The organism is Klebsiella sp. 1SOBk10mer (assembly GCF_046602535.1).
Lineage (GTDB): Bacteria > Pseudomonadota > Gammaproteobacteria > Enterobacterales > Enterobacteriaceae > Klebsiella > Klebsiella quasipneumoniae.
On the sequence record NZ_JBKIUP010000009.1, the window covers coordinates 55,015 to 75,464 of the forward strand.

Here is a 20,450-nt window from a genome sequence, read left to right on the forward strand (position 1 = left end):
AAAAGGGCCGCTGACGGCCCTTTTTTATAGTCACTTTTATATTAACTGCGGGCGGCGACCAGCCGGTCGGCCTGCTCTTTAATCACCGGCCACACCGACTCAATCGCCACATCGGCGACATTCGCTTCTTCACAGACGATCTGCCTCGCTTTGTCATAGCCCGGCGCCCAGATATGATAGCCGGGCAGGCCGGTATCCTTGAGTTTACGTTTGTTATAGACCGCCACCATCGGTTTATCGAAGGCGCGGGCGATATGCACGATCGAGGTGTCCGGCGTAATGACTAAATCACAGCTGCGGATCACCTCCACGGCGGAGTTGATGGTGCTGTCGGCGATGTACAGCGCCATATCCAGCCCCAGCTGCTGAATCTTCTCACTGCGCCCCACCATCACGATACAGACCCGGTAAGGCAGAGCATGTAGCCGCTCGACCAGGGTCGCCACCTGATGACGACAGAAGTCTTTATCTTCGGAGGCGGTAAAAGGGTTAATGGCGATGCGCAGTGCGACCTCTCCGGCCTGGGAAAGCAAGCGCGCCACCTTCTCCCGCTCATGGCGGCAGCCGGGGAGATGGTAGTGATACGGGTGGTCGTCAACGACGCCAAAAAGCTTCACCACCTGTTTATAGCGCTGGGAAATATGGCTGTTGCTGTCAAAAAAAGCGATCGAATGATCGTAAAGTTTATAGGGCTCTTTATTAAACCCAATCACGCTGGTCGCCCGTAAATCGGCGAGTAATTTAAAACGTTCATAGCTGGTCACGTCATCAAAATCGATAACCGCATCAAAACCCGCCGCCCGTAACGTATTTAAGGACATGCGTGGTCGATATAAATATACTTGCTCGATGAATTCTGAGCCGGCTAATATTTCGCAGCATATTGGTCCGGTTAACACCGAAACCTGATATCCCCGTTCGGCCAGTATTCTGGCGCAGCCGGTGGTCACCACCATATCGCCGACTTTATCGTCCAGACGCAATAGCAGCACGCGGCGCACGGGGACCGGGTCGAAGGGTTTGCGCGCCGGCTTATTTCTGTATCGATAGTTAATTAAATTAAATTTAATGCCGCGGAAAAAAGCGTTCTTTTTCCGCGTCAATTGTTTAAGGATACGCATACGGTACCTTGAGCTGTGTTAGCGCTGTGTGATTTTCCGCTGGTAATATTCTGCCAACGTCATGCCCTTCACCTGCGGCGCCAGCCAGCTAAAAAAGGCTTCAAGGTCAGCGTATAAACGCTCAATATCCCGTTCATTCTGGAACGTAGGGCTGCCGCCGGGCATATACTCTGAAGAGTGGAGCATATATTCCACGTAGTCATTGCCCTGCGTCAACGTTTGTTCGACGACTTTTTTCATCGTCTCCACATTGCCGCCCATCGGTCGCAGCCAGTGTACGGAGGGGGAACGCACTTTGCCGCGCAGGCGGTCGTAGCCCTGCTTCACGCTGTTCATCCACGCGGAGTGCTTGTACTGAATGCTCATCGGCACTTCCAGCAGCGGCGAGTGGCCTTCGCGGCTGATGTCATTTTCATCGAGGAAATAGGCATGCTGCGGGAAGCGGCGATAATCGGTCCCGCCATCGCCCTGCGGCGCCCCCTTGGCGGTCTTCCAGTTCACCCGCGGGGTCACCGAGCAATCCACCTGATAACCGTGCTCCACCAGCAGACGCGCATAGCGCTCGTCAAAGGCCCAGCGCCCGGCGCGATGGCTAACCATTTTGGTCTGGAAGGTGTCCTCCAGCAGATGCGTCATATAGTCGACCTTTTCACGCATCATGGCATCGCTGTATTCAATGAGATAAGGCTTATGCCGCCAGTCGTCGGCGGTCAGCGGCTCGGTCGGCGGGCTGTTCCAGGCATGCAAATGCATACCGACTTCCGCGGTGCCGCGGGCAATCACGTCTCTGGCGAATTCGATATAAAAGGGGTCGATGGCCATTTCATAGTTGGTCAAATAGACCGGTTTAAAGCCATACTTTTCGCAAAGCTGCTGAAAACGCGGGAGATAACGCGCATTCTCGGTGGTGATGCTGTCATGTTTTTGCCAGAGGTTATCGCCCTCTGTATCAATCGTGATGAGAAATGCGGGATTGTGCACGAAAACGTCCTCAGGCCATACGTATCGGGTCATGGTAGAGCAATACAACGCTTCTCTCAATCTGTCTGATCCCCTAGAATCGGAACCCTTATCCTGGATGAAGAACAGAGTATGACGCCTGAAACCCTCTCCCGCAGCCCCTTGAACCCGGCGCGGATCCTGGTCATTAAGCTGCGCCATCATGGCGACATGCTGCTGATCACCCCGCTTATTCACGCGCTGAAACAGCAGTACCCCGCCGCCTGCGTGGATGTCCTGCTGTATGAAGAGACCCGGGATATGCTCGCCGCCAACCCCGATATTCACCAAATTTATGGTCTCGACCGTCGCTGGAAAAAGCAGGGGAAAAAGCATCAGTTGAAGATGCAATGGCAGCTCATTCAGACGCTGCGCCAGCAGCGATACGATATGGTGCTTAACCTTGCCGACCAGTGGCCGAGCGCGATTATCAGCAAACTGACCGGCGCCGCGACGCGGATCGGCTTTGATTTTCCGAAGCGTCGCCACCCGTTCTGGCGCTATTGCCACACCGCGCTGGCCACCACCCAACAGCATAATCAGCTGCATACGGTACAGCAGAATCTCTCTATCCTCGCTCCGCTCGGTATCCAGTTGAACGACGCGCCGGCGCGGATGGGCTACAGCGAAGCAGACTGGGCCACCAGCCGCGCCCTGCTGCCGGAGGACTTCCGGGATAACTACATCGTCATCCAGCCAACGTCGCGTTGGTTCTTTAAATGCTGGCGCGAAGATCGGATGAGCGCCCTGATCAACGCGCTGTCCGCCGAAGGGTACGCGGTGGTGCTCACCTCCGGCCCCGACGATAGAGAGAAGCAGATGGTGGAGTCCATCATCGCCGGCTGCCCGCAGGCGCGGCTGCACTCTTTAGCCGGTCAGTTAACGCTGCGCCAGCTGGCGGCGGTTATCGATCACGCCCGGCTGTTTATCGGCGTCGACTCGGTGCCGATGCATATGGCAGCGGCTCTCGGCACCCCGCTGGTCGCCCTGTTCGGCCCCTCGAAGCTGACCTTCTGGCGTCCGTGGCAGGCGAAAGGCGAGGTGATCTGGGCCGGCGACTTCGGACCGCTGCCCGACCCGGACGCCATCAACACCAACACCGACGAACGTTATCTCGATTTAATTCCTACCGACGCCGTGATCGCGGCGGCGAAAAAGGTACTGGCATGAGTAAATTCAGGCTGGCTCTGGTGCGGCAGAAGTACCGCCCGGACGGCGGCGCAGAACGGTTTGTCTCCCGCGCGCTGGAAGCCCTCGACAGCAGTCATCTGCAGCTGAACGTCATCACCCGCGAATGGCAGGGGCCGGTCAAGCCCGACTGGCAGATCCATATCTGTAACCCACGCAAATGGGGGCGCATCAGCCGCGAGCGTGGGTTTGCCAACGCCGCGCGAGCGCTCTGGCAGCGCGAGTCCTTCGACCTGGTGCAGAGCCATGAGCGTATTCCCGGCTGCGATCTCTACCGCGCCGGCGATGGCGTTCATCGCCGCTGGCTGCAACAGCGCTCGCGCATCTTACCGGCCTGGAAAAGCCGCCTGCTGTTCGCCGACCGCTACCACCGTTATGTGATGAAAGCGGAACGGGAGATGTACGAAGACCCGCATCTGCGCGGGGTGATCTGCAACGCCGAGATGATCAAGCGCGAGATCATTGAAGACTTTGGCCTGCCGGCGGACAAGATCCACGTTATCTATAACGCCATTGATAACCAGCGCTTCCTGCCGCCGGGCGAAGACACCTTTGCCGCCTTACGCGCCAAATGGCAGTTGCCGCTGCAGGCAACCTGCCTGATTTACGTCGGCTCCGGCTTTGAGCGTAAAGGGCTGGCGGCGGCGATCCGCGCCATCGCCCCGACCGATCGCTATCTGCTGGTGGTTGGCAAAGATAAGGATCAGCCGCGCTACCAGGCGCTGGCGAAGAGCCTGAACTGCGAAGCGCGAGTGCGCTTCTTCGGCATGCAGTCGGAAACGCTGCCGTTCTATCAGATGGCCGATGGCCTGCTGCTGCCCACCCTCTACGATCCGTTCCCCAACGTCATCCTCGAGGCAATGGCCTGCGGTCTGCCGGTGATCACCACCACCGGCTGCGGCGGGGCGGAGTTTATCGTCAACTGCCACAACGGTTATGTCTGCGACGCCCTGGATATCCCGGCGCTGCAGCAGGCGGTGATGGCCCTGCCCGCCCGCGCGCTGGGCTCCGCGGAAGGCGACCGCGCCCGCGAGCGCATCATGGCCTGTACCAGCGAGCGCCTCTCCACCCAGCTGCTTTCCCTTTATCAGGATCTGGTGAAATAACGATGCGCATCTTATTTGTGATTGATGGATTGCCCGGCGGCGGCGCGGAAAAAGTGGTCCTGACCCTGGCGGCGCAGTTCCTGCGCGACGGCGATCGGGTCTCGCTCATTTCGCTACGCGACGTCTGCGAGTACCCCTTGCCCGAGGGGCTCGACTACCAGGTGGTGGCCGATCGCTGCCGCAAACCCTGGCGCAAGCTAACCGAGCTGTCCCGCCGCGCCCGCCAGCTGGACGCCGCGATCATCCGGGCCGAGCAGCAGGGACAATTTGACCTTGTACTCTCCAACCTGCATAAAACCGACCGCATCGTCGCCCGCAGCCGGGCGCTGCGCGAGCGCAACGTCTGGTTCTGCCTGCACGGCGTCTTCTCGGCCTCTTATCTCGGTCACCGTACCGGCTTTGACCGCTGGATGAAGCAGCAGAAAATTAAGCGGATTTACCAGGGGCGCAACGTGGTGGCGGTTTCCGACGCCGTGGGGCGCGATCTGGTGGAAGCCTTCGCCCTGCGCCCGGCGCAGCTGAAAACCATCTATAACCCCTTCGATATCGCCGCCCTGCGCGCAGAAGCGGAAGCCGACAGCGAGCGCCCGGACGGCGACTACCTGATTCACGTCGGCCGCTTCCATCCCGGTAAACGTCACGACCGCCTGCTCGAAGCCTACGCGCAAAGCGGCATTGACGCGCCGCTGGTGCTGTTAGGACAGGGGAAACCGGAGCAAGAGCAACGCCTGCGCCAGCTGGCCAAAACGCTTGAGATTGAAGACCGGGTGTGGTTCAAGGGTTTTCAGAAAAACCCCTTACCGTGGATCAAAGGCGCGCGGATGCTGGTTTTGAGCTCGGATAGCGAAGGATTCGGCAATGTGGTAGTGGAGGCGCTGCTGTTACATACCCCGGTCGCCAGCACCCGCTGCCCCGGCGGCGTCACCGAGATCCTCACCGGCGAACTTGCCCGCGGTCTGGCGGATCTCACCAGTCCGGCGCTGGCTCAGACGATGCAAAGCATTTACCATAACCCGCCGGCCATCGACGATGCCGCGCTGGAAAAATTCAGCGTCGTGTCCATTTGTCAGCAGTACCGTCAGCTGCAGCGCACCTGACGCCGTTAGTTAACCAGGATCGAAGATTTATGAGTCAAACGCCTTTACTGAGCATCGTGGCTGCCGTCTACAACGGTGAGAAATTTCTTGCGCAATTCTTTGAGTGCATTGAACAGCAGCAGCTGGACAGCTATGAACTGATCCTGGTGAACGATGGGTCGACGGACAACAGCCTGGCGGTGATCGCCGAATGGCGGGATCGGCTGCAGAACGTCCAGGTGCTGGAGCAGGAAAACCAGGGCGTCTCGGTCGCGCGTAATACCGGCCTCGCCGCCGCCAGCGGCAAGTACCTCGCGTTTCCGGACATCGACGATAAACTCTATCCGGGCATGTATCGCACGCTGCTGGAAATGGCCGAGAAAGCACATCTCGATGTCGCCACCTGCAACGGCACCTACGTGTACGAAAAGCGCCGCGAGAGCCACCCGATCTTCCCGCTGGATCGCTTGCCCTCGACCGGCGTGTTGCCGGGCCATGTCTGGCTCAAGCAGGCCCTGGACTCGCGGAAATTTCTGCACGTCACCTGGCTCAATATCTATCGCCACGATTTTATCCGCCAGCATCACTTCCATTTCGAGCCCGGCCTGCGCCATCAGGATATCCCGTGGACCACCGAGGCGCTGCTGGCCGCGGAGCGCGTGCAGTACACCAGTCAGCAATTCTATGATTACTACATCCATTCTGAGTCGGTATCGCATAAGCCGGACAACGACGACACGCTGATGCGTTCGGCGCGCCATTACATGAAAATTCTGGAGATGCTGGAGGCGATCAACCAGCGTTACCCGGATAAAGTGCGCCATATCGCCGCCTGTCGCTGGCAGATCGCCAAAGAAGGCCTGGGGATCATCCACACCTTCGACAGCATGAAAGATGAGTCGAAAAAGCATGTTATTATTAAAGAATTCTTCGACCGCGGTATCTGGCGGTTAATCTGGAAAAACGCCTGTACTTTCCGTTTACGCTGGCGCCTGGGACGCCGTTATCTGCGTATTAAGCGTTATCGCCACGCGGGATAGACCAAAAACCCGCTGTTTCCGCCAAAGAGATAGCTTTACGCGGGCTAAATGCTTAGAATTTGCCCGCCAAAACAGAGAACGGATAAATAGTTTGGAATTGCTTTATACCACCCTACTTTACCTTATTCAGCCGCTGGTGTGGCTGCGGCTGCTGCTGCGCAGTCGTAAGGCTCCTGCCTACCGTAAACGCTGGGCGGAACGCTATGGCTTCTGTCAGAACAAGGTAGAGCCGGATGGCATTCTGCTGCACTCCGTTTCCGTCGGCGAGACCTTAGCCGCCATTCCGCTGGTTCGCGCCCTGCGCCACCGCTACCCTTCTCTGCCGATCACCGTCACCACCATGACGCCGACCGGCTCCGAGCGCGCCATGTCGGCCTTCGGCAAAGATGTCCATCACGTCTATCTGCCCTACGATCTGCCCGGCGCCATGAACCGCTTCCTGGACACCGTTCAGCCGAAGCTGGTGATCGTCATGGAGACCGAGCTGTGGCCGAACATGGTGGCCGCGCTGCATAAGCGTAAGATCCCGCTGGTGATTGCCAACGCCCGCCTGTCCGAACGTTCCGCCAAAGGCTATGCCAAACTGGGCGGCTTTATGCGCCGCCTGTTGAGCCGTATTACGCTTATCGCCGCGCAGAATGAAGAAGATGGCAACCGCTTCCTCGCGCTGGGACTGAAGCGCAATCAGCTGGCGGTCACCGGCAGCCTGAAATTCGATATCTCCGTTACGCCAGAGCTGGCGGCGCGCGCGGTGACGCTGCGTCGGCAATGGGCGCCGCACCGCAAAGTCTGGATTGCCACCAGCACCCATGATGGCGAAGAGCAAATTATCCTCCAGGCGCATAAAAAGCTGCTGGAGACCTTTCCGAACCTGCTGCTGATCCTTGTTCCCCGCCATCCGGAGCGCTTCCCTGACGCCCGCGACATGGTGCAAAAAGCCGGAATGAGCTTCACTCTACGCAGCACCGGCGAGATCCCCTCCTCCAGTACCCAGGTGGTTATTGGCGATACCATGGGCGAACTGATGCTGCTCTACGGCATTGCCGACCTCGCTTTCGTCGGCGGCAGCCTGGTGGAGCGCGGCGGCCATAACCCGCTCGAGCCGGCGGCGCACGCCATTCCGGTGCTGATGGGGCCGCATACCTTCAATTTCAAAGATATCTGCGCCAAGCTGCAGCAGGACGATGGCCTGATCACCGTCACCGACGCGAACTCGCTGGTCAAAGAGGTTTCCACGCTCCTGACCGATGAAGACTACCGCCTGTGGTATGGCCGTCACGCGGTGGAAGTGCTGCACCAGAACCAGGGCGCGCTGTCGCGTCTGCTACAGTTACTGCAACCTTACCTGCCGCAGCGGAGTCATTAATGTCTAACCGGCTTTCCGTGGTGATGATCGCCAAAAACGCAGCGGACCTGCTGCCGGATTGTCTGGACTCCGTTAGCTGGGCGGATGAAATTATCGTCCTCGACTCCGGCAGTACTGACAGCACCGTCGAGCTGGCTCGCCGCCTCGGGGCGCAGGTCTATACCCATACCGACTGGCGAGGCTATGGCATTCAGCGCCAGCGCGCGCAGGACTACGCCACCGGCGACTGGGTGTTGATGATCGATACCGATGAGCGCGTCACGCCAGAGCTCAGGCAGGCTATTCTTAAGGTACTGGAAGCCCCGCAGCGCGGCGCCATCTACAGCATCGCCCGCCGTAACTATTTTCTCGGACGCTTTATGCGCCACAGCGGTTGGTACCCCGATCGCGTCCTGCGCCTGTACGAACGCGCCCGTTACCGCTATAACGATAATCTGGTCCATGAATCGCTGGATAGCCTGGGCGCCGAGGTCATTCCGTTGACCGGCGATCTCCTGCATCTGACGTGCCGCGACTTCGCTGGCTTCCAGCAAAAACAGCTGGCGTATGCCGCCGCGTGGGCTCTGGAACGCCATCAGAAGGGCAAGAAGACCTCGATGGCGGGGATATTCAGCCATACGCTGGGGGCGTTCCTGAAAACGCTGCTGCTGCGCGGTGGGGTGCTGGACGGTAAGCAGGGCTGGTTACTGGCGATGGTCAACGCGCAGTATACGTTTACAAAATATACCGAGCTGTGGGCGCTGAGCCACGGCTACTCGGAGAAAGAGTCATCATGAGCACAAAAGCGATCTATCCGGGTACCTTCGATCCCATCACCAATGGCCATATCGATATTGTCACCCGCGCGGCGAGTATGTTCGATAAAGTGGTGCTGGCTATCGCCGCCAGCCCAAGCAAAAAGCCGATGTTCAGCCTTGATGAACGCATTGCGCTGGCGGAGCAGGCGACGGCCCACCTGGTGAACGTGCAGGTGGTCGGCTTCAGCGACCTGATGGCCAGCTTCGCGCGCGCGCAGCAGGCCAATATCCTGATCCGCGGCCTTCGGGCGGTGGCGGATTTCGAGTATGAGATGCAGCTGGCCCATATGAACCGCCATCTGATGCCCACCCTTGAGAGCGTGTTCCTGATGCCGTGCAAAGAGTGGTCGTTTATCTCCTCTTCGCTGGTGAAGGAAGTCGCGCGCCACCAAGGCGATGTCTCTCATTTCCTGCCAGCCAACGTCCACCAGGCGCTGTTGAATAAGCTGAAGTAACGCATCTGCTGGGGCGTGAGCCACACGGGCTCTGTCTCTGTCTTGATGCCAGGTGGCGCTGCGCTTACCTGGCCTACAAACGCCCCCGGTCCGCCAGATGCGCACCCGCAGTTTCGCTGACCTGGCCGACAATCATTCCTGTTCCGGTGACTATTTCTGACACTGGCGGCAATAAAAGGTCGCCCGCTGGGCATGTTTGGTCCCGACGACCGGCGTGCCGCAGATCCGGCAGGGTTCGCCCTTGCGGCCATAGACCTGTAGCTCCTGGGCAAAATAACCGGGCTTGCCATCGCTTTGCAGGAAGTCCTTCAGCGTGGTGCCGCCCTGCTCTATCGAGCGCAGCAGGACCAGCTTAATCACCTTCACCAACTGCTCGCACTCGTCCCGCGACAGCGAGGACGCCAGCCTGTCAGGGTGGATCCCGGCGGAGAACAGCGATTCACTGGCGTAGATATTGCCGACGCCCACCACCAGCTTGTTATCCATCAGCCAGGGTTTGATCGCGGTTTTCTTCTTCGCGCATTTCTGCTGGAGATAGTCGGCGTTGAAGGCATCGCTTAGCGGTTCCGGCCCCAGATGCGCCAGCACCGGGTGGCCTTCCAGCTCTTTGGTCCATAGCCAGGCGCCAAAGCGGCGCGGATCGGTATAGCGCAGGACTTTACCGTTACTCATAACCAGATCAACGTGATCGTGTTTTTCCGCAGGCAGCTCTTCGCTCAGGATGCGCAGGCTCCCCGACATCCCAAGATGGACGATGATCCAGCCGTCCGGGAGTTCCAGAAGCAAATATTTGGCGCGACGTCGCACGCTGAGCACCGGAACGTCGCTCAGGCGATAAATCTCTTCGGAAACCGGCCAGCGCAACCGTCCGTTGCGCACGACGGCGTGCAGAATGGTGGCGCCAACCAGGTGCGGCTCAATGCCGCGACGGCTGGTTTCCACCTCTGGTAATTCAGGCATGATTTTCCTCCATTAACCCGGCGTATTGTGCTTCACGGACAGGTGGCTGAAAAGGGAGTGTGTGAAAGCAATATGGGGGAGTTTTAAAAACAAAAAACCCCGCCGGAGCGGGGTTTTTATACAAGGAGGCGAAAATTATTTAATTTTAGCTTCTTTGTAGATAACGTGCTGACGTACAACCGGATCGTACTTTTTCAGTTCCATTTTTTCCGGTTTGGTACGTTTGTTCTTCGTGGTGGTGTAGAAGTGACCAGTACCAGCGGAAGAAACCAGCTTGATTTTCTCACGAATACCTTTAGCCATGATTTATTTCCTCTAAGTACTTAGTACTTTTCGCCACGGGCACGCAGTTCAGCCAGAACTGTATCGATGCCTTTCTTATCGATTACACGCATACCTTTAGCAGATACGCGCAGGGTGACAAAACGCTTCTCGCTCTCAACCCAGAAACGGTGAGAGTGCAGGTTCGGCAGGAAACGGCGTTTAGTCGCGTTCAGTGCGTGGGAACGGTTGTTACCGGTCACCGGACGCTTGCCAGTAACTTGGCAGACTCGGGACATGTCTATTCTCCAAAAATCAAATTAGCTCGAGCTTCGTATGGGGTATTGGCGCCTCGTCAGGCTTTACAGCCTGGTCATCGCAGTTCAATGTGAACTCTCGACTGCCAGGCCCAAATGCCAAACCCGAGATTCTCAAAGGTGGCGTAGTATACGCTGACTCGGCGATGTGCTCAAGTCCCGAACAGACAAAGATCCCGAAGGATCGCCAGTTCGGGGCTAAATCCAGCCACGTTCGGCAAAAGATACATACGCACCGCGGCCGATAACCAGATGGTCAAGCACACGTATCTCCATGAATCGACAACACTTTACCACCCTTTCGGTAATCAGCCTGTCAGCCTGACTCGGCTCCGGACTACCGGAGGGATGATTATGCGCAAGGATCACGGCGGCGGCGTTCACTTTGATGGCTTCGCGTACAATTTCTCGCGGATGCACCTCAACGTGGCTAAGAGTACCAGAAAAAAGGCGGCTATGTTTCAACACGCGGTTCTGATTATCTAAAAAGATCACCATAAAGATCTCGCGCTCCTCTTCCGTCAGCTGGCTTTGCAAAAATTCCCGCGTCATCGAGGGGGTGATCAGCGCGGCCTCCTCAACCAGCTGCGAGCTAAAATAGCGCCGCGCCAGCTCGGCAATCCCCTTCAGTTGCGCATATTTCGCCAGCCCCAGCCCGTCAACGGCAACCAGTTGCGCTTTATCAGCGGAAAGCAGAGCGTAGAGCGAACCAAAACGCTGCAATAACGCCTGGGCGTAGCTCAGCACATCCTGACGGCGTGTGCCAATGCGCAGAAACAGCGCCAGTAGCTCAACATCCGTCAGCGCCTCGATGCCGAATTGCAGCATCTTCTCCCGTGGCATCAAATTTTCCGTTCCGTCCATGCGCCCTCCTGCGTGAATCAGCCTATCCTGGCACAACCTGACGACGCTGCCGACCCGCCGCTTTTCACCCTGCGTAGCCGCTCGCAAAGTGAATGCCCGTCAGAGGCACGACCACGTCAGGATTGTGATAAGATGCGCGGATTCTGGTCTACGGCAACAGGAATACATCATGATGACTCTGGCGGGTAAAAAAATCGTCCTGGGCGTCAGCGGCGGTATCGCGGCTTATAAAACCCCGGAACTGGTGCGGCGACTGCGTGAACGCGGCGCGGAAGTGCGTGTCGCAATGACGGAGGCGGCAAAAGCGTTCATCACCCCACTCAGCCTGCAGGCGGTATCCGGCTATCCGGTTTCCGATAGCCTGCTCGATCCGGCGGCGGAAGCGGCCATGGGCCATATTGAGCTCGGAAAATGGGCCGACCTGGTGATCCTCGCCCCGGCGACCGCCGATTTGATTGCCCGCGTGGCGGCCGGCATGGCTAACGATTTGGTGTCGACGATCTGTCTTGCCACCCCTTCTCCGGTTGCCGTCTTGCCCGCCATGAACCAGCAGATGTATCGCGCGCAGGCCACCCAGCATAATCTGCAGACGCTCGCTTCCCGCGGCCTGCTGCTGTGGGGACCGGACAGCGGTAGCCAGGCCTGCGGCGACATTGGTCCGGGGCGAATGCTCGATCCGTTAACCATCGTGGAGATGGCCGCACAGCATTTCGCCTCCCCTGTCAAAGATTTGCAACATCTCAACCTCATGATTACCGCGGGCCCGACCCGTGAGCCGTTGGATCCGGTGCGTTACATCTCTAACCACAGCTCCGGTAAGATGGGCTTCGCGATTGCCGCCGCCGCCGCACAGCGCGGCGCGAACGTGACCCTGGTCAGCGGACCGGTATCGCTTCCGACACCGCCCTTTGTGCAGCGTATTGATGTCACTACCGCGCTGGAAATGGAAGCGGCCGTCCAGGCCGGCGCTCAACAGCAGCACATTTTTATTGGCTGCGCCGCGGTGGCGGATTACCGCGCCGCCGCCATCGCCGAAGATAAAATAAAAAAACAAGGTGATGAATTAACAATAAAAATGGTTAAAAACCCGGATATCGTGGCCGGGGTTGCAGCGCTAAAATCGCATCGCCCCTACGTCGTTGGGTTTGCCGCCGAAACGAATAATGTGGAAGAATATGCGCGGCAAAAACGTGCCCGCAAAAACCTCGACCTGATTTGCGCCAACGATGTTTCCCAGCCTAATCAGGGCTTTAACAGCGATAGTAACGCATTACACCTTTTCTGGCAGGATGGGGAAAAGCGCTTACCACTTGAGCGCAAGGAACTCCTGGGCCAATTATTACTCGACGAGATCGTGACCCGTTATGATGAAAAAAATCGACGTTAAGATTCTGGACCCGCGTGTCGGCCAGCAATTTCCGCTGCCGACCTATGCCACCTCCGGCTCCGCCGGACTTGACCTGCGAGCCTGTCTCGACGACGCCGTAGAGCTTGCGCCGGGCGCAACCACGCTGTTGCCGACCGGCCTTGCGATTCATATCGCCGATCCCTCTCTGGCGGCGGTGATCCTGCCGCGCTCCGGCCTGGGTCATAAGCATGGCGTGGTGCTGGGCAACCTGGTGGGCCTTATCGACTCCGATTACCAGGGGCAGCTGATGGTGTCCGTCTGGAACCGCGGTCAGCAGAGCTTTGTTATCGAGCCGGGCGAACGTATCGCGCAGATGGTCTTTGTGCCGGTCGTGCAGGCGGAATTTAACCTGGTGGAATCTTTCGATGCCACCGACCGCGGCGAAGGCGGCTTCGGTCACTCAGGGTGCAAATAGGCCCAGCAACACGGAATCTGCATCCCAACGCGCATAATGCAATAACACCACCGCAAACTCTGGTTTGCGGTCGCGTTGTGGATGTCTGCCTGACAAGTGCTTATTTTCAGGGGTATTTTAAAACATGGCAGAAAAGCAAACTGCGAAACGGAATCGTCGCGAAGAAATACTTCAATCTCTGGCGCTAATGCTGGAATCCAGCGATGGTAGTCAACGTATTACCACCGCGAAACTGGCAGCTTCCGTCGGCGTCTCTGAGGCCGCGCTGTATCGCCATTTTCCCAGCAAAACCCGCATGTTTGACAGCCTGATCGAGTTCATTGAAGACAGTCTGATTACGCGCATCAATTTGATTCTGAAAGATGAGAAGGACACGTCCGCGCGCCTGCGCCTGATTGTTCTGTTGATTCTTGGGTTTGGCGAGCGTAATCCTGGGCTGACGCGCATCCTCACCGGACACGCGCTGATGTTCGAACAGGACCGGCTGCAGGGCCGTATCAACCAGCTTTTTGAACGCATCGAAGTGCAGCTGCGTCAGGTGATGCGCGAGAAAAAAATGCGCGAAGGCGAAGGCTACACGCTCGACGAAACGCTGCTGGCCAGCCAGCTGCTCGCCTTCTGCGAGGGCATGCTGTCGCGCTTTGTGCGCAGCGAGTTCAAATACCGTCCGACGGATGATTTCGACGCCCGCTGGCCGCTGGTCGCCGCACAGCTGCAGTAGTTTTCTTTGCATTGCCCGGTAGCGCTCTGCTTACCGGGCTTTTTCGTTACACGCCGTAGGCTTCGCGATAAGCGCGAACGGCCGCCAGGTGTTCCGCCATCTCCGGTTTCTCTTCCAGATAAGCGATCAGCTCTTTCAGGGTTACGATCGAGATAACCTGGCAGCCGTAATCCCGCTCCACTTCCTGAATGGCGGAGATTTCACCGCGGCCGCGCTCCTGACGATCCAGGGAGATCAGCACGCCCGCCAGCTGCGCGCCGTTGGCCTGGATGATCTCCATGGATTCGCGAATCGCCGTACCGGCGGTGATCACGTCATCCACCAGCATGACCCGCCCCTGCAGTGGACTACCGACCAGATTGCCGCCTTCGCCGTGAGTCTTTGCCTCTTTACGGTTAAAGCAGTAAGGCAGGTCGCGGTCATGGTGTTCGGCTAACGCCACCGCGGTGGTGGTGGCGATCGGGATCCCTTTGTAGGCCGGGCCAAACAGCAGGTCGAACTCAATCCCGGAATCCACCAGCGCCTCGGCATAAAAACGGCCCAGCAGAGCCAGATCGCGCCCGGTGTTAAACAGGCCGGCGTTAAAGAAATAGGGGCTCTTACGCCCGGATTTCAGCGTAAACTCGCCAAACTTAAGAACCTGCTTGCTTAGCGCAAACTCAATAAACTGGCGCTGATACGGCTTCATGGATTCGCTCCTCATCTTACTTTTTTACGGTCAAAAAAAAGGCGACTTCTCAGTCGCCTTAAAAACTAATCTACTAACGCCGCCTTCTGCGTCGTAATAATGGATTCGATCCCCCCTCGGGCTAACGCCAGGAGAGTGAGGAGCTCTTCATGGGTGAACGGCTCGCCTTCTGCCGTACCCTGCACCTCAATGATGCGACCATCTTCGGTCATCACCACGTTCATGTCGGTTTCCGCGGCAGAGTCTTCGATGTACTCCAGATCGCAGATGGCTTCGCCATTAACGATCCCAACAGAGACCGCCGCCACCATCCCTTTCATCGGGTTAGTTTTCAGCTTGCCGGCCGCCACCAGCTTATTCAGCGCGTCGGCCAGCGCCACGCAGGCACCGGTAATAGACGCGGTGCGGGTGCCGCCGTCGGCTTGCAGCACATCGCAGTCGAGGGTGATAGTAAATTCGCCCAGCGCTTTCAGATCAACCGCCGCGCGCAGCGCACGGGCGATCAGGCGCTGAATTTCCATCGTCCGGCCGCCCTGCTTGCCTTTTGCCGCTTCACGCGCGTTACGCGTGTGCGTTGAACGCGGCAGCATGCCATATTCAGCGGTGATCCACCCCTGTCCCTGTCCTTTCAGGAAACGCGGAACGCCTTCGTCAATGGAGGCGGTGCACAGCACTTTGGTATCACCGAATTCAACCAGCACAGAGCCTTCAGCGTGTTTTGTGTAATTACGGGTCAGGGCGACGGGGCGCACCTGGTTGGCGCTACGACCTGCTGGACGCATGATAGAAATCTCCGGCTTGAAACGAATGTGGCTGCGCATTATACGGATTAAAGGCGCTTATTCCTATCCTGATAAGGCCTCGAAAGCTATAATCCTCCCCACTCTCCTTTAAAAACAGGAACGACTATGATCCGCAGTATGACCGCCTATGCCCGCCGTGAAATCAAGGGTGACTGGGGTAGCGCCGCATGGGAGCTGCGCTCGGTAAACCAGCGCTATCTGGAAACGTACTTCCGCCTGCCGGAGCAGTTCCGTAGCCTGGAGCCCGTGGTACGCGAACGCATTCGCGCCCGCCTGACTCGCGGTAAAGTCGAATGCACCCTGCGTTTTGAACAAGACCCCAGCGCTCAGGGCGAACTCATTCTCAACGAAAAGCTGGCTAAACAGCTGGTTAACGCTGCCAACTGGGTGAAAATGCAGAGCGATGAAGGGGAAATCAATCCGGTTGATATCCTGCGCTGGCCGGGCGTGATGGCCGCCAAAGAGCAGGATCTTGACGCCATCGCCGCCGACATTCTGGCAGCCCTTGACGGCGCGCTGGATGACTTCATCGTCGCTCGCGAAACGGAAGGCCAGGCGCTGAAAGCGCTTATCGAGCAGCGTCTTGAAGGCGTGAGCGGCGAAGTGGCGAAAGTTCGCGCTCATATGCCGGAAATTCTCCAGTGGCAGCGCGAGCGTCTGGTCGCCAAGCTGGAGGATGCGGAAGTGCAGCTGGAGAATAACCGTCTCGAGCAAGAGCTGGTGCTGATGGCGCAGCGTATCGACGTTGCCGAAGAGCTGGACCGCCTCGAAGCCCACGTGAAAGAGACCTACAACATTCTGAAAAAGAAAGAGGCCGTGGGTCGCCGTCTCGACTTTATGATGCAGGAGTTCAACCGTGAGTCGAACACCCTGGCGTCAAAATCGATCAATGCCGAGGTCACCAACTCCGCGATTGAGCTGAAAGTGCTGATCGAGCAAATGCGCGAGCAGATCCAGAATATCGAGTAATCTCAGATACCTTTCTGAAGGCCGGTTTACCGGCCTTTTTTCATCCATTTCAAAAGCAATATTTCTTATCCAGTACCCGGCAGGTCAAAAACGCCCCTGCCGCGCACAGCAGCGTCGGGGCCAGATAGCTGTGATCCATGTGGGTGAATTCCATCACCAGCACCACCGCCGTCAGCGGCATCTGCATGGAGGCGGCGAGAAAAGCGGCTGCTCCCACCAGGGCGAAACTATTTTCATCTCCGCCGGGGAACCCTGATTGCCAGAGCGCGCAGAGCAGCAGGCTGGCCAGCCCGCCCACCGCCAGCCCCGGGGTTAGCAACCCGCCCTCCGCGCCGCCGCGCAGCACCGCCAGGATCACCACCATCTTCAGCCCTAACAGGATCGCGACCATGGAGAGAGGCAGCCCGTCGCTGAGCGCCAGCTGCATCGGCCCCTTGCCATTGCCCGGTAGCGCAGGGAACCAGAGGCTCAGGACGGCAAGAAGTGAAAACGCCAGCAGACAGAACACTGGCATCTGCCAGTTACTTCGCACGCGTGAACGCGCTGCGTTGGTCGCTTTGCGAAAGAGCCAGGCGCCGGTGCCCAGAATCGGGCCCACCAGAATCGCCCACCAGAGAAAGGTGTGCGGAAGCGCGCTGGAAACAAAATGGTATTGCGATTCATCCCCTAACCCGAGGGTGGCCGTCCAGGCGGCAATCGCCGAGGTCATTATCGCCGCCAGCGTTTTTTCCCAGCTAAACGACAGCAGCATGACCTCGAGGGTAAACAACGCCCCTGCCAGCGGGACGTTATACACCGCCGCCAGGCCCGCGCCCGCCCCACAGGCAATCAGCGTGCGGGTGTCATCCTCCAGCAGGCTCAGCTTACGCGCCACCATCCCCCCTCCCAGCGCGCCCATTTCCCGCGGCGCCACTTCGCGGCCAAGCGGGGAACCCAGCGCTACGGTGACGATCTGCAACAGGGCGTGGATCGTCGTGGTGCCCGCGGGCATAGGGACGGAAGGGTTAGCCGCCGCCGCGGCAATGGAAACCCGCTTCTGCCCATAGCGACCAAGCAGCCACCAGCCAAATCCGGCGACGATGCCGCCGGCCACGATTGCCGCGATGCGACGTGGCCAGGGCGACGCCGTGACGCCCTGTAAAAATGACACCGAACCGACGATCTGCCCGGAACTGTAGCCAAAAGCCAGGTGCTGAATGGCGTGTAAAATCAGTGCCAAAACCATGCCGGACAGACCGGCCAAAATCCCGGTTAATACCACGGCCAACAGGCGAGTCAGAGAATGTTTGCTCCCGGCGGCGACACGCATTTTCTCATCTCCTCGAGAAAGAAAATAAAAGGATAAAGGTCGGGACTTAAACATTAGGTATTCGTAGCGTTTTCAATATAGAAAATCGATCGGGAACAAGTCATTACTTTTTCTAATCTTTAAAAATTCAAAAAATAGAAATCAACCGCCAATTAAAGCCAATTTAATCTATATTGGCATTAGTTTTTCCTGGCCTAACGATTTCACTTTAGAAAATCTCAATCGTGATCCTGCGCACAAATCGTTAACCTGCTGGCCACTGTCTGGGGGGATCTATGCTGCTTCATGTTCTGTATTTAATCGGTATCACCGCGGAAGCCATGACCGGAGCGCTGGCTGCCGGGCGTCGGCGGATGGATACGTTCGGCGTCATTATTATCGCCACCGCGACCGCGCTGGGCGGGGGTTCCGTTCGCGATATCCTGCTGGGACACTATCCTCTCGGCTGGGTGAAGCATCCGGAATACGTCATTATTGTCGCCGTCGCCGCCGTCCTTACCACAATTGCCGCCCCGGTAATGCCGCACCTTCGCCGGCTTTTCCTGGTGCTGGATGCGCTGGGGCTGATCGTATTTTCCATCATCGGTGCGCAAATCGCCCTGGATATGGGAGAAGGGCCGGTTATCGCCTCTATTGCTGCGGTCATCACCGGCGTTTTTGGCGGTGTACTGCGCGATATGTTCTGCAAGCGCATTCCGCTGGTCTTCCAGAAAGAGCTGTATGCCGGGATCTCGTTTGCCGCAGCGGTACTTTATATAGCGCTGCAACATTACGTCAGCAGCCACGATGTGGTGGTCCTGGCCACGCTGCTGTTCGGCTTTACCGCCCGCATGCTGGCGCTGCGCTGGAAGCTCGGGCTACCGGTCTTCCACTACACCCACGACGCCCACTAACCGCCTCAAAACCCGGGGATGTGCTGCCCGCTAAGCCATTGCGCCAGCGCCGCCACGTCAGGGTGATGCAGGAAAGCCACCAGCTGTCGGGCTCTGATCGCCCCCACGCCCGGCAGCGTGCGCCATTGCGCTTCACTCTTTGCCGTGAGGAGGCGCCAGTTTTCATTTCCAGGCTGCGCCAGCGCCTCCTGGGGCGCCGGGATCCCCATCGCCAGCACCCAGCGTATAAAAGGCCGTTTACGACTAAGATCAAACTGATGCCAGAGGTGCTGCCCTCGGGTGGCCGAGATTCCTGGCATCGTCCGCAGTTGCTCCGCCGTGAGCGCCAGCCAGGAAAAAAGATGCTCCATCGGGTGCTGCCGCTGAATGGCGCGCCATACGTTTTCCCCTACGCCATCGATATCCAGCGCCGATTTTGATGACAACCAGACCAGCCGGGAAAGAAACTGTTCGCTGCACTCAGGGGTGGCGAAATAGCAGGTTAGCGCATTGAATTTGGCCGCCGGCGGCGTCGGTTTAAGGCGCTCGGCCATCCGCCAGACGACCGCGTCGATCCGTGGAATACCCTGACCTGCCAGACTGATCTGCAGCTGATCGCCAACCCCAATATCCAGCGCCTGCCAGCGGGCCACAGAGCCAACGTTAACCCGCTGCACGCGTTTGTCATCCAGTCGCTGGGGCTCAAGCTCAGCCACTACGTTGACTCTACCGCTGCGGCCGGTACTGAAATGGATCGCCCGCACCTCCATCACCCGCGATGCCGGAGGATATTTCCAGGCTGCCAGCCATTCGCCCTTTCCCGGTGACCAGACGCGCCCCGCCGGTTCGCGCCCTTCACGCACAATCACGCCATCGCTGACGAAGGGCAGCGGCGAGCGATACCACCGCTGGCGCCACTCCGCCACCTGCTCAACACGCGTCACCGGATGGGTGTATTGTCCGCTGTAGATAAACCCCGCCTGCGCCAGCAGCTTCTGACGACGGCGCATATCCGACGGACCGTCTGGCCAGGCCCAGATAAAAACGTCCAGCTGGCTGAGGGGCGCCGCCGCGTCAGCCCGCATCATCAACCCGGCGACTCTCGCCCGCGCGTTCATTCCGCCAGCCTGCTGCTGAACATGCCCCTCCCGACGCAGAAACAGCTCCCCCTGCAGCACGCTGTTGGCCAGTTCGCCGGTCGTCAGCTTCGCCAGCGCCGGGATCTGCCGCGCTCGGGCGGTCCACAACTCACCGCGCAGGCCATCCCCGCGGCTGATAACCTGAACCAGATGCCCCTGGCGATAGACCAGGGTTACCGCCACGCCGTCCACCTTAGGCTGTATCCACAGGTCGGTTTTATTTTTCATCCAGCGGGCCAGGCTGGCTTCATCCGCCAGCTTGCGTACGCCGGTATGGGCGACCGGATGACGCGTATCGCCGGTCGGTGGAGACAGACCGTCCTCCTCAGGCGTCGCGCCCGGAAAGCATTGCCGCCACTGCGTCAGGCGCTGGGTGAGCTGGTCGTAAACGTCATCACTCACCTCGCTGGCGCCCTGTCGCCAGTAAGCCTCGTTCCAGGCGTCAATCTGTTGATGAAGACGTGCCATCTCCTGTCTGCCTTTAGCCGGCGGCCAGTCCGGGCACGTCGCCAGCGCGCTGGCAGAGAACATCCCTATCGCCAGCCACCCCCCTCCTTTACGCATTGCAGTTCCCTC

General features: G+C 58.5%; 22 protein-coding genes. 12 read left to right on the forward strand and 10 right to left on the reverse strand.

Features of this window, described 5'->3' with window-relative positions:
* Positions 1 to 41: 41 nt before the first annotated feature.
* Positions 42 to 1,121, reverse strand: a complete 1,080-nt coding sequence (locus ACLH1I_RS20700; protein WP_057212694.1) for a glycosyltransferase family 9 protein — start codon at positions 1,119 to 1,121, stop codon at positions 42 to 44.
* A gap of 18 nt (positions 1,122 to 1,139) precedes the next feature.
* Positions 1,140 to 2,102, reverse strand: a complete 963-nt coding sequence (locus tag ACLH1I_RS20705) for a polysaccharide deacetylase family protein (protein ID WP_012540311.1) — start codon at positions 2,100 to 2,102, stop codon at positions 1,140 to 1,142.
* A gap of 111 nt (positions 2,103 to 2,213) precedes the next feature.
* On the opposite strand from ACLH1I_RS20705, the gene rfaQ reads away from it, so the two are divergent.
* The 7 genes from rfaQ (at position 2,214) to coaD (ending at position 9,148) form a co-directional block, all read left to right on the forward strand.
* Positions 2,214 to 3,290: a putative lipopolysaccharide heptosyltransferase III gene (rfaQ, locus tag ACLH1I_RS20710; RefSeq protein WP_151629204.1), complete on the forward strand. Its 1,077-nt coding sequence runs from the start codon at positions 2,214 to 2,216 to the stop codon at positions 3,288 to 3,290.
* Complete coding sequence (locus ACLH1I_RS20715) at positions 3,287 to 4,414, forward strand: glycosyltransferase family 4 protein (protein WP_198079999.1); 1,128 nt, start codon at positions 3,287 to 3,289, stop codon at positions 4,412 to 4,414. Before rfaQ ends, ACLH1I_RS20715 begins: the two co-directional genes overlap by 4 nt.
* Positions 4,415 to 4,416: 2 nt before the next feature.
* Positions 4,417 to 5,511 (forward strand): glycosyltransferase, encoded by a 1,095-nt coding sequence (locus ACLH1I_RS20720; protein ID WP_004205063.1) that lies wholly within the window; start codon positions 4,417 to 4,419, stop codon positions 5,509 to 5,511.
* 29 nt (positions 5,512 to 5,540) lie between these two features.
* Positions 5,541 to 6,530 carry a glycosyltransferase gene (locus ACLH1I_RS20725; RefSeq protein ID WP_004205064.1) on the forward strand — a complete coding sequence of 330 codons (990 nt, stop codon included), beginning with the start codon at positions 5,541 to 5,543 and terminating at the stop codon, positions 6,528 to 6,530.
* Positions 6,531 to 6,621: 91 nt separating this feature from the next.
* Complete coding sequence (waaA, locus tag ACLH1I_RS20730) at positions 6,622 to 7,896, forward strand: lipid IV(A) 3-deoxy-D-manno-octulosonic acid transferase (protein WP_004205065.1); 1,275 nt, start codon at positions 6,622 to 6,624, stop codon at positions 7,894 to 7,896.
* The gene (locus ACLH1I_RS20735) at positions 7,896 to 8,672 is read left to right on the forward strand and encodes a glycosyltransferase family 2 protein (RefSeq protein WP_023319330.1); all 777 of its coding nucleotides are present in this window, start codon (positions 7,896 to 7,898) and stop codon (positions 8,670 to 8,672) included. Before waaA ends, ACLH1I_RS20735 begins: the two co-directional genes overlap by 1 nt.
* Positions 8,669 to 9,148, forward strand: coding sequence for a pantetheine-phosphate adenylyltransferase (gene coaD / locus ACLH1I_RS20740; protein ID WP_004205067.1), 480 nt, complete (start codon positions 8,669 to 8,671; stop codon positions 9,146 to 9,148). The genes ACLH1I_RS20735 and coaD overlap by 4 nt, the downstream gene beginning before the upstream one ends.
* A gap of 150 nt (positions 9,149 to 9,298) precedes the next feature.
* On the opposite strand, the gene mutM is transcribed toward coaD, so the two are convergent.
* The 4 genes from mutM to radC all read right to left on the reverse strand — a co-directional run bounded on the left by mutM (position 9,299) and on the right by radC (position 11,550).
* Complete coding sequence (mutM, locus tag ACLH1I_RS20745) at positions 9,299 to 10,108, reverse strand: bifunctional DNA-formamidopyrimidine glycosylase/DNA-(apurinic or apyrimidinic site) lyase (RefSeq protein ID WP_032456731.1); 810 nt, start codon at positions 10,106 to 10,108, stop codon at positions 9,299 to 9,301.
* A 135-nt stretch (positions 10,109 to 10,243) separates the two neighbouring features.
* Positions 10,244 to 10,411, reverse strand: coding sequence for a 50S ribosomal protein L33 (gene rpmG / locus ACLH1I_RS20750; RefSeq protein WP_002922510.1), 168 nt, complete (start codon positions 10,409 to 10,411; stop codon positions 10,244 to 10,246).
* A 20-nt stretch (positions 10,412 to 10,431) separates the two neighbouring features.
* The gene (rpmB, locus tag ACLH1I_RS20755; protein WP_000091955.1) at positions 10,432 to 10,668 is read right to left on the reverse strand and encodes a 50S ribosomal protein L28; all 237 of its coding nucleotides are present in this window, start codon (positions 10,666 to 10,668) and stop codon (positions 10,432 to 10,434) included.
* Positions 10,669 to 10,884: 216 nt separating this feature from the next.
* Positions 10,885 to 11,550: a RadC family protein gene (radC, locus tag ACLH1I_RS20760; RefSeq protein WP_049003203.1), complete on the reverse strand. Its 666-nt coding sequence runs from the start codon at positions 11,548 to 11,550 to the stop codon at positions 10,885 to 10,887.
* A gap of 172 nt (positions 11,551 to 11,722) precedes the next feature.
* Between radC and coaBC the strand changes: the two genes are divergently transcribed.
* The 3 genes from coaBC to slmA all read left to right on the forward strand — a co-directional run bounded on the left by coaBC (position 11,723) and on the right by slmA (position 14,094).
* A complete protein-coding gene (gene coaBC, locus ACLH1I_RS20765) occupies positions 11,723 to 12,937 on the forward strand; it encodes a bifunctional phosphopantothenoylcysteine decarboxylase/phosphopantothenate--cysteine ligase CoaBC (protein WP_032431274.1) in 1,215 nt (404 codons plus the stop codon).
* On the forward strand, positions 12,915 to 13,373 hold the full coding sequence (gene dut / locus ACLH1I_RS20770; protein ID WP_198079997.1) for a dUTP diphosphatase: 459 nt from the start codon (positions 12,915 to 12,917) through the stop codon (positions 13,371 to 13,373). Before coaBC ends, dut begins: the two co-directional genes overlap by 23 nt.
* Positions 13,374 to 13,497: 124 nt before the next feature.
* Positions 13,498 to 14,094, forward strand: coding sequence for a nucleoid occlusion factor SlmA (slmA, locus tag ACLH1I_RS20775; protein WP_004205072.1), 597 nt, complete (start codon positions 13,498 to 13,500; stop codon positions 14,092 to 14,094).
* A 46-nt stretch (positions 14,095 to 14,140) separates the two neighbouring features.
* On the opposite strand, the gene pyrE is transcribed toward slmA, so the two are convergent.
* Both pyrE and rph read right to left on the reverse strand, forming a co-directional pair.
* Positions 14,141 to 14,782, reverse strand: coding sequence for an orotate phosphoribosyltransferase (gene pyrE / locus ACLH1I_RS20780; protein WP_004205073.1), 642 nt, complete (start codon positions 14,780 to 14,782; stop codon positions 14,141 to 14,143).
* Positions 14,783 to 14,847: 65 nt separating this feature from the next.
* Entirely contained in the window at positions 14,848 to 15,564 is a 717-nt protein-coding gene (rph, locus tag ACLH1I_RS20785; protein WP_064178633.1) for a ribonuclease PH, read from the reverse strand.
* Positions 15,565 to 15,690: 126 nt separating this feature from the next.
* Between rph and ACLH1I_RS20790 the strand changes: the two genes are divergently transcribed.
* Positions 15,691 to 16,554, forward strand: coding sequence for a YicC/YloC family endoribonuclease (locus ACLH1I_RS20790; protein ID WP_002922636.1), 864 nt, complete (start codon positions 15,691 to 15,693; stop codon positions 16,552 to 16,554).
* Between the two features lie 49 nt (positions 16,555 to 16,603).
* Here the strand turns inward: ACLH1I_RS20790 and ACLH1I_RS20795 are convergent, their stop codons facing one another.
* Positions 16,604 to 17,863: a chloride channel protein gene (locus ACLH1I_RS20795; RefSeq protein ID WP_017900058.1), complete on the reverse strand. Its 1,260-nt coding sequence runs from the start codon at positions 17,861 to 17,863 to the stop codon at positions 16,604 to 16,606.
* Positions 17,864 to 18,138: 275 nt separating this feature from the next.
* Here ACLH1I_RS20795 and ACLH1I_RS20800 point away from each other — a divergent pair, with 275 nt between their 5' ends.
* Entirely contained in the window at positions 18,139 to 18,756 is a 618-nt protein-coding gene (locus ACLH1I_RS20800; protein ID WP_002922654.1) for a trimeric intracellular cation channel family protein, read from the forward strand.
* Positions 18,757 to 18,761: 5 nt separating this feature from the next.
* Here the strand turns inward: ACLH1I_RS20800 and ligB are convergent, their stop codons facing one another.
* Positions 18,762 to 20,438, reverse strand: a complete 1,677-nt coding sequence (gene ligB / locus ACLH1I_RS20805) for an NAD-dependent DNA ligase LigB (RefSeq protein ID WP_151629198.1) — start codon at positions 20,436 to 20,438, stop codon at positions 18,762 to 18,764.
* Between the last annotated feature and the right edge of the window lie 12 nt (positions 20,439 to 20,450).

Coding starts and splice junctions, on each gene's coding strand:
- ACLH1I_RS20700 (WP_057212694.1), bottom strand. CDS start 1,121: ATGCGTATCCTTAAACAATTGACGCGGAAAAAGAACGCTTTTTTCCGC.
- rfaQ (WP_151629204.1), top strand. CDS start 2,214: ATGACGCCTGAAACCCTCTCCCGCAGCCCCTTGAACCCGGCGCGGATC.
- ACLH1I_RS20715 (WP_198079999.1), top strand. CDS start 3,287: ATGAGTAAATTCAGGCTGGCTCTGGTGCGGCAGAAGTACCGCCCGGAC.
- ACLH1I_RS20720 (WP_004205063.1), top strand. CDS start 4,417: ATGCGCATCTTATTTGTGATTGATGGATTGCCCGGCGGCGGCGCGGAA.
- ACLH1I_RS20725 (WP_004205064.1), top strand. CDS start 5,541: ATGAGTCAAACGCCTTTACTGAGCATCGTGGCTGCCGTCTACAACGGT.
- ACLH1I_RS20735 (WP_023319330.1), top strand. CDS start 7,896: ATGTCTAACCGGCTTTCCGTGGTGATGATCGCCAAAAACGCAGCGGAC.
- coaD (WP_004205067.1), top strand. CDS start 8,669: ATGAGCACAAAAGCGATCTATCCGGGTACCTTCGATCCCATCACCAAT.
- mutM (WP_032456731.1), bottom strand. CDS start 10,108: ATGCCTGAATTACCAGAGGTGGAAACCAGCCGTCGCGGCATTGAGCCG.
- rpmG (WP_002922510.1), bottom strand. CDS start 10,411: ATGGCTAAAGGTATTCGTGAGAAAATCAAGCTGGTTTCTTCCGCTGGT.
- rpmB (WP_000091955.1), bottom strand. CDS start 10,668: ATGTCCCGAGTCTGCCAAGTTACTGGCAAGCGTCCGGTGACCGGTAAC.
- radC (WP_049003203.1), bottom strand. CDS start 11,550: ATGGACGGAACGGAAAATTTGATGCCACGGGAGAAGATGCTGCAATTC.
- coaBC (WP_032431274.1), top strand. CDS start 11,723: ATGACTCTGGCGGGTAAAAAAATCGTCCTGGGCGTCAGCGGCGGTATC.
- dut (WP_198079997.1), top strand. CDS start 12,915: ATGATGAAAAAAATCGACGTTAAGATTCTGGACCCGCGTGTCGGCCAG.
- slmA (WP_004205072.1), top strand. CDS start 13,498: ATGGCAGAAAAGCAAACTGCGAAACGGAATCGTCGCGAAGAAATACTT.
- pyrE (WP_004205073.1), bottom strand. CDS start 14,782: ATGAAGCCGTATCAGCGCCAGTTTATTGAGTTTGCGCTAAGCAAGCAG.
- rph (WP_064178633.1), bottom strand. CDS start 15,564: ATGCGTCCAGCAGGTCGTAGCGCCAACCAGGTGCGCCCCGTCGCCCTG.
- ACLH1I_RS20790 (WP_002922636.1), top strand. CDS start 15,691: ATGATCCGCAGTATGACCGCCTATGCCCGCCGTGAAATCAAGGGTGAC.
- ACLH1I_RS20795 (WP_017900058.1), bottom strand. CDS start 17,863: ATGCGTGTCGCCGCCGGGAGCAAACATTCTCTGACTCGCCTGTTGGCC.
- ACLH1I_RS20800 (WP_002922654.1), top strand. CDS start 18,139: ATGCTGCTTCATGTTCTGTATTTAATCGGTATCACCGCGGAAGCCATG.
- ligB (WP_151629198.1), bottom strand. CDS start 20,438: ATGCGTAAAGGAGGGGGGTGGCTGGCGATAGGGATGTTCTCTGCCAGC.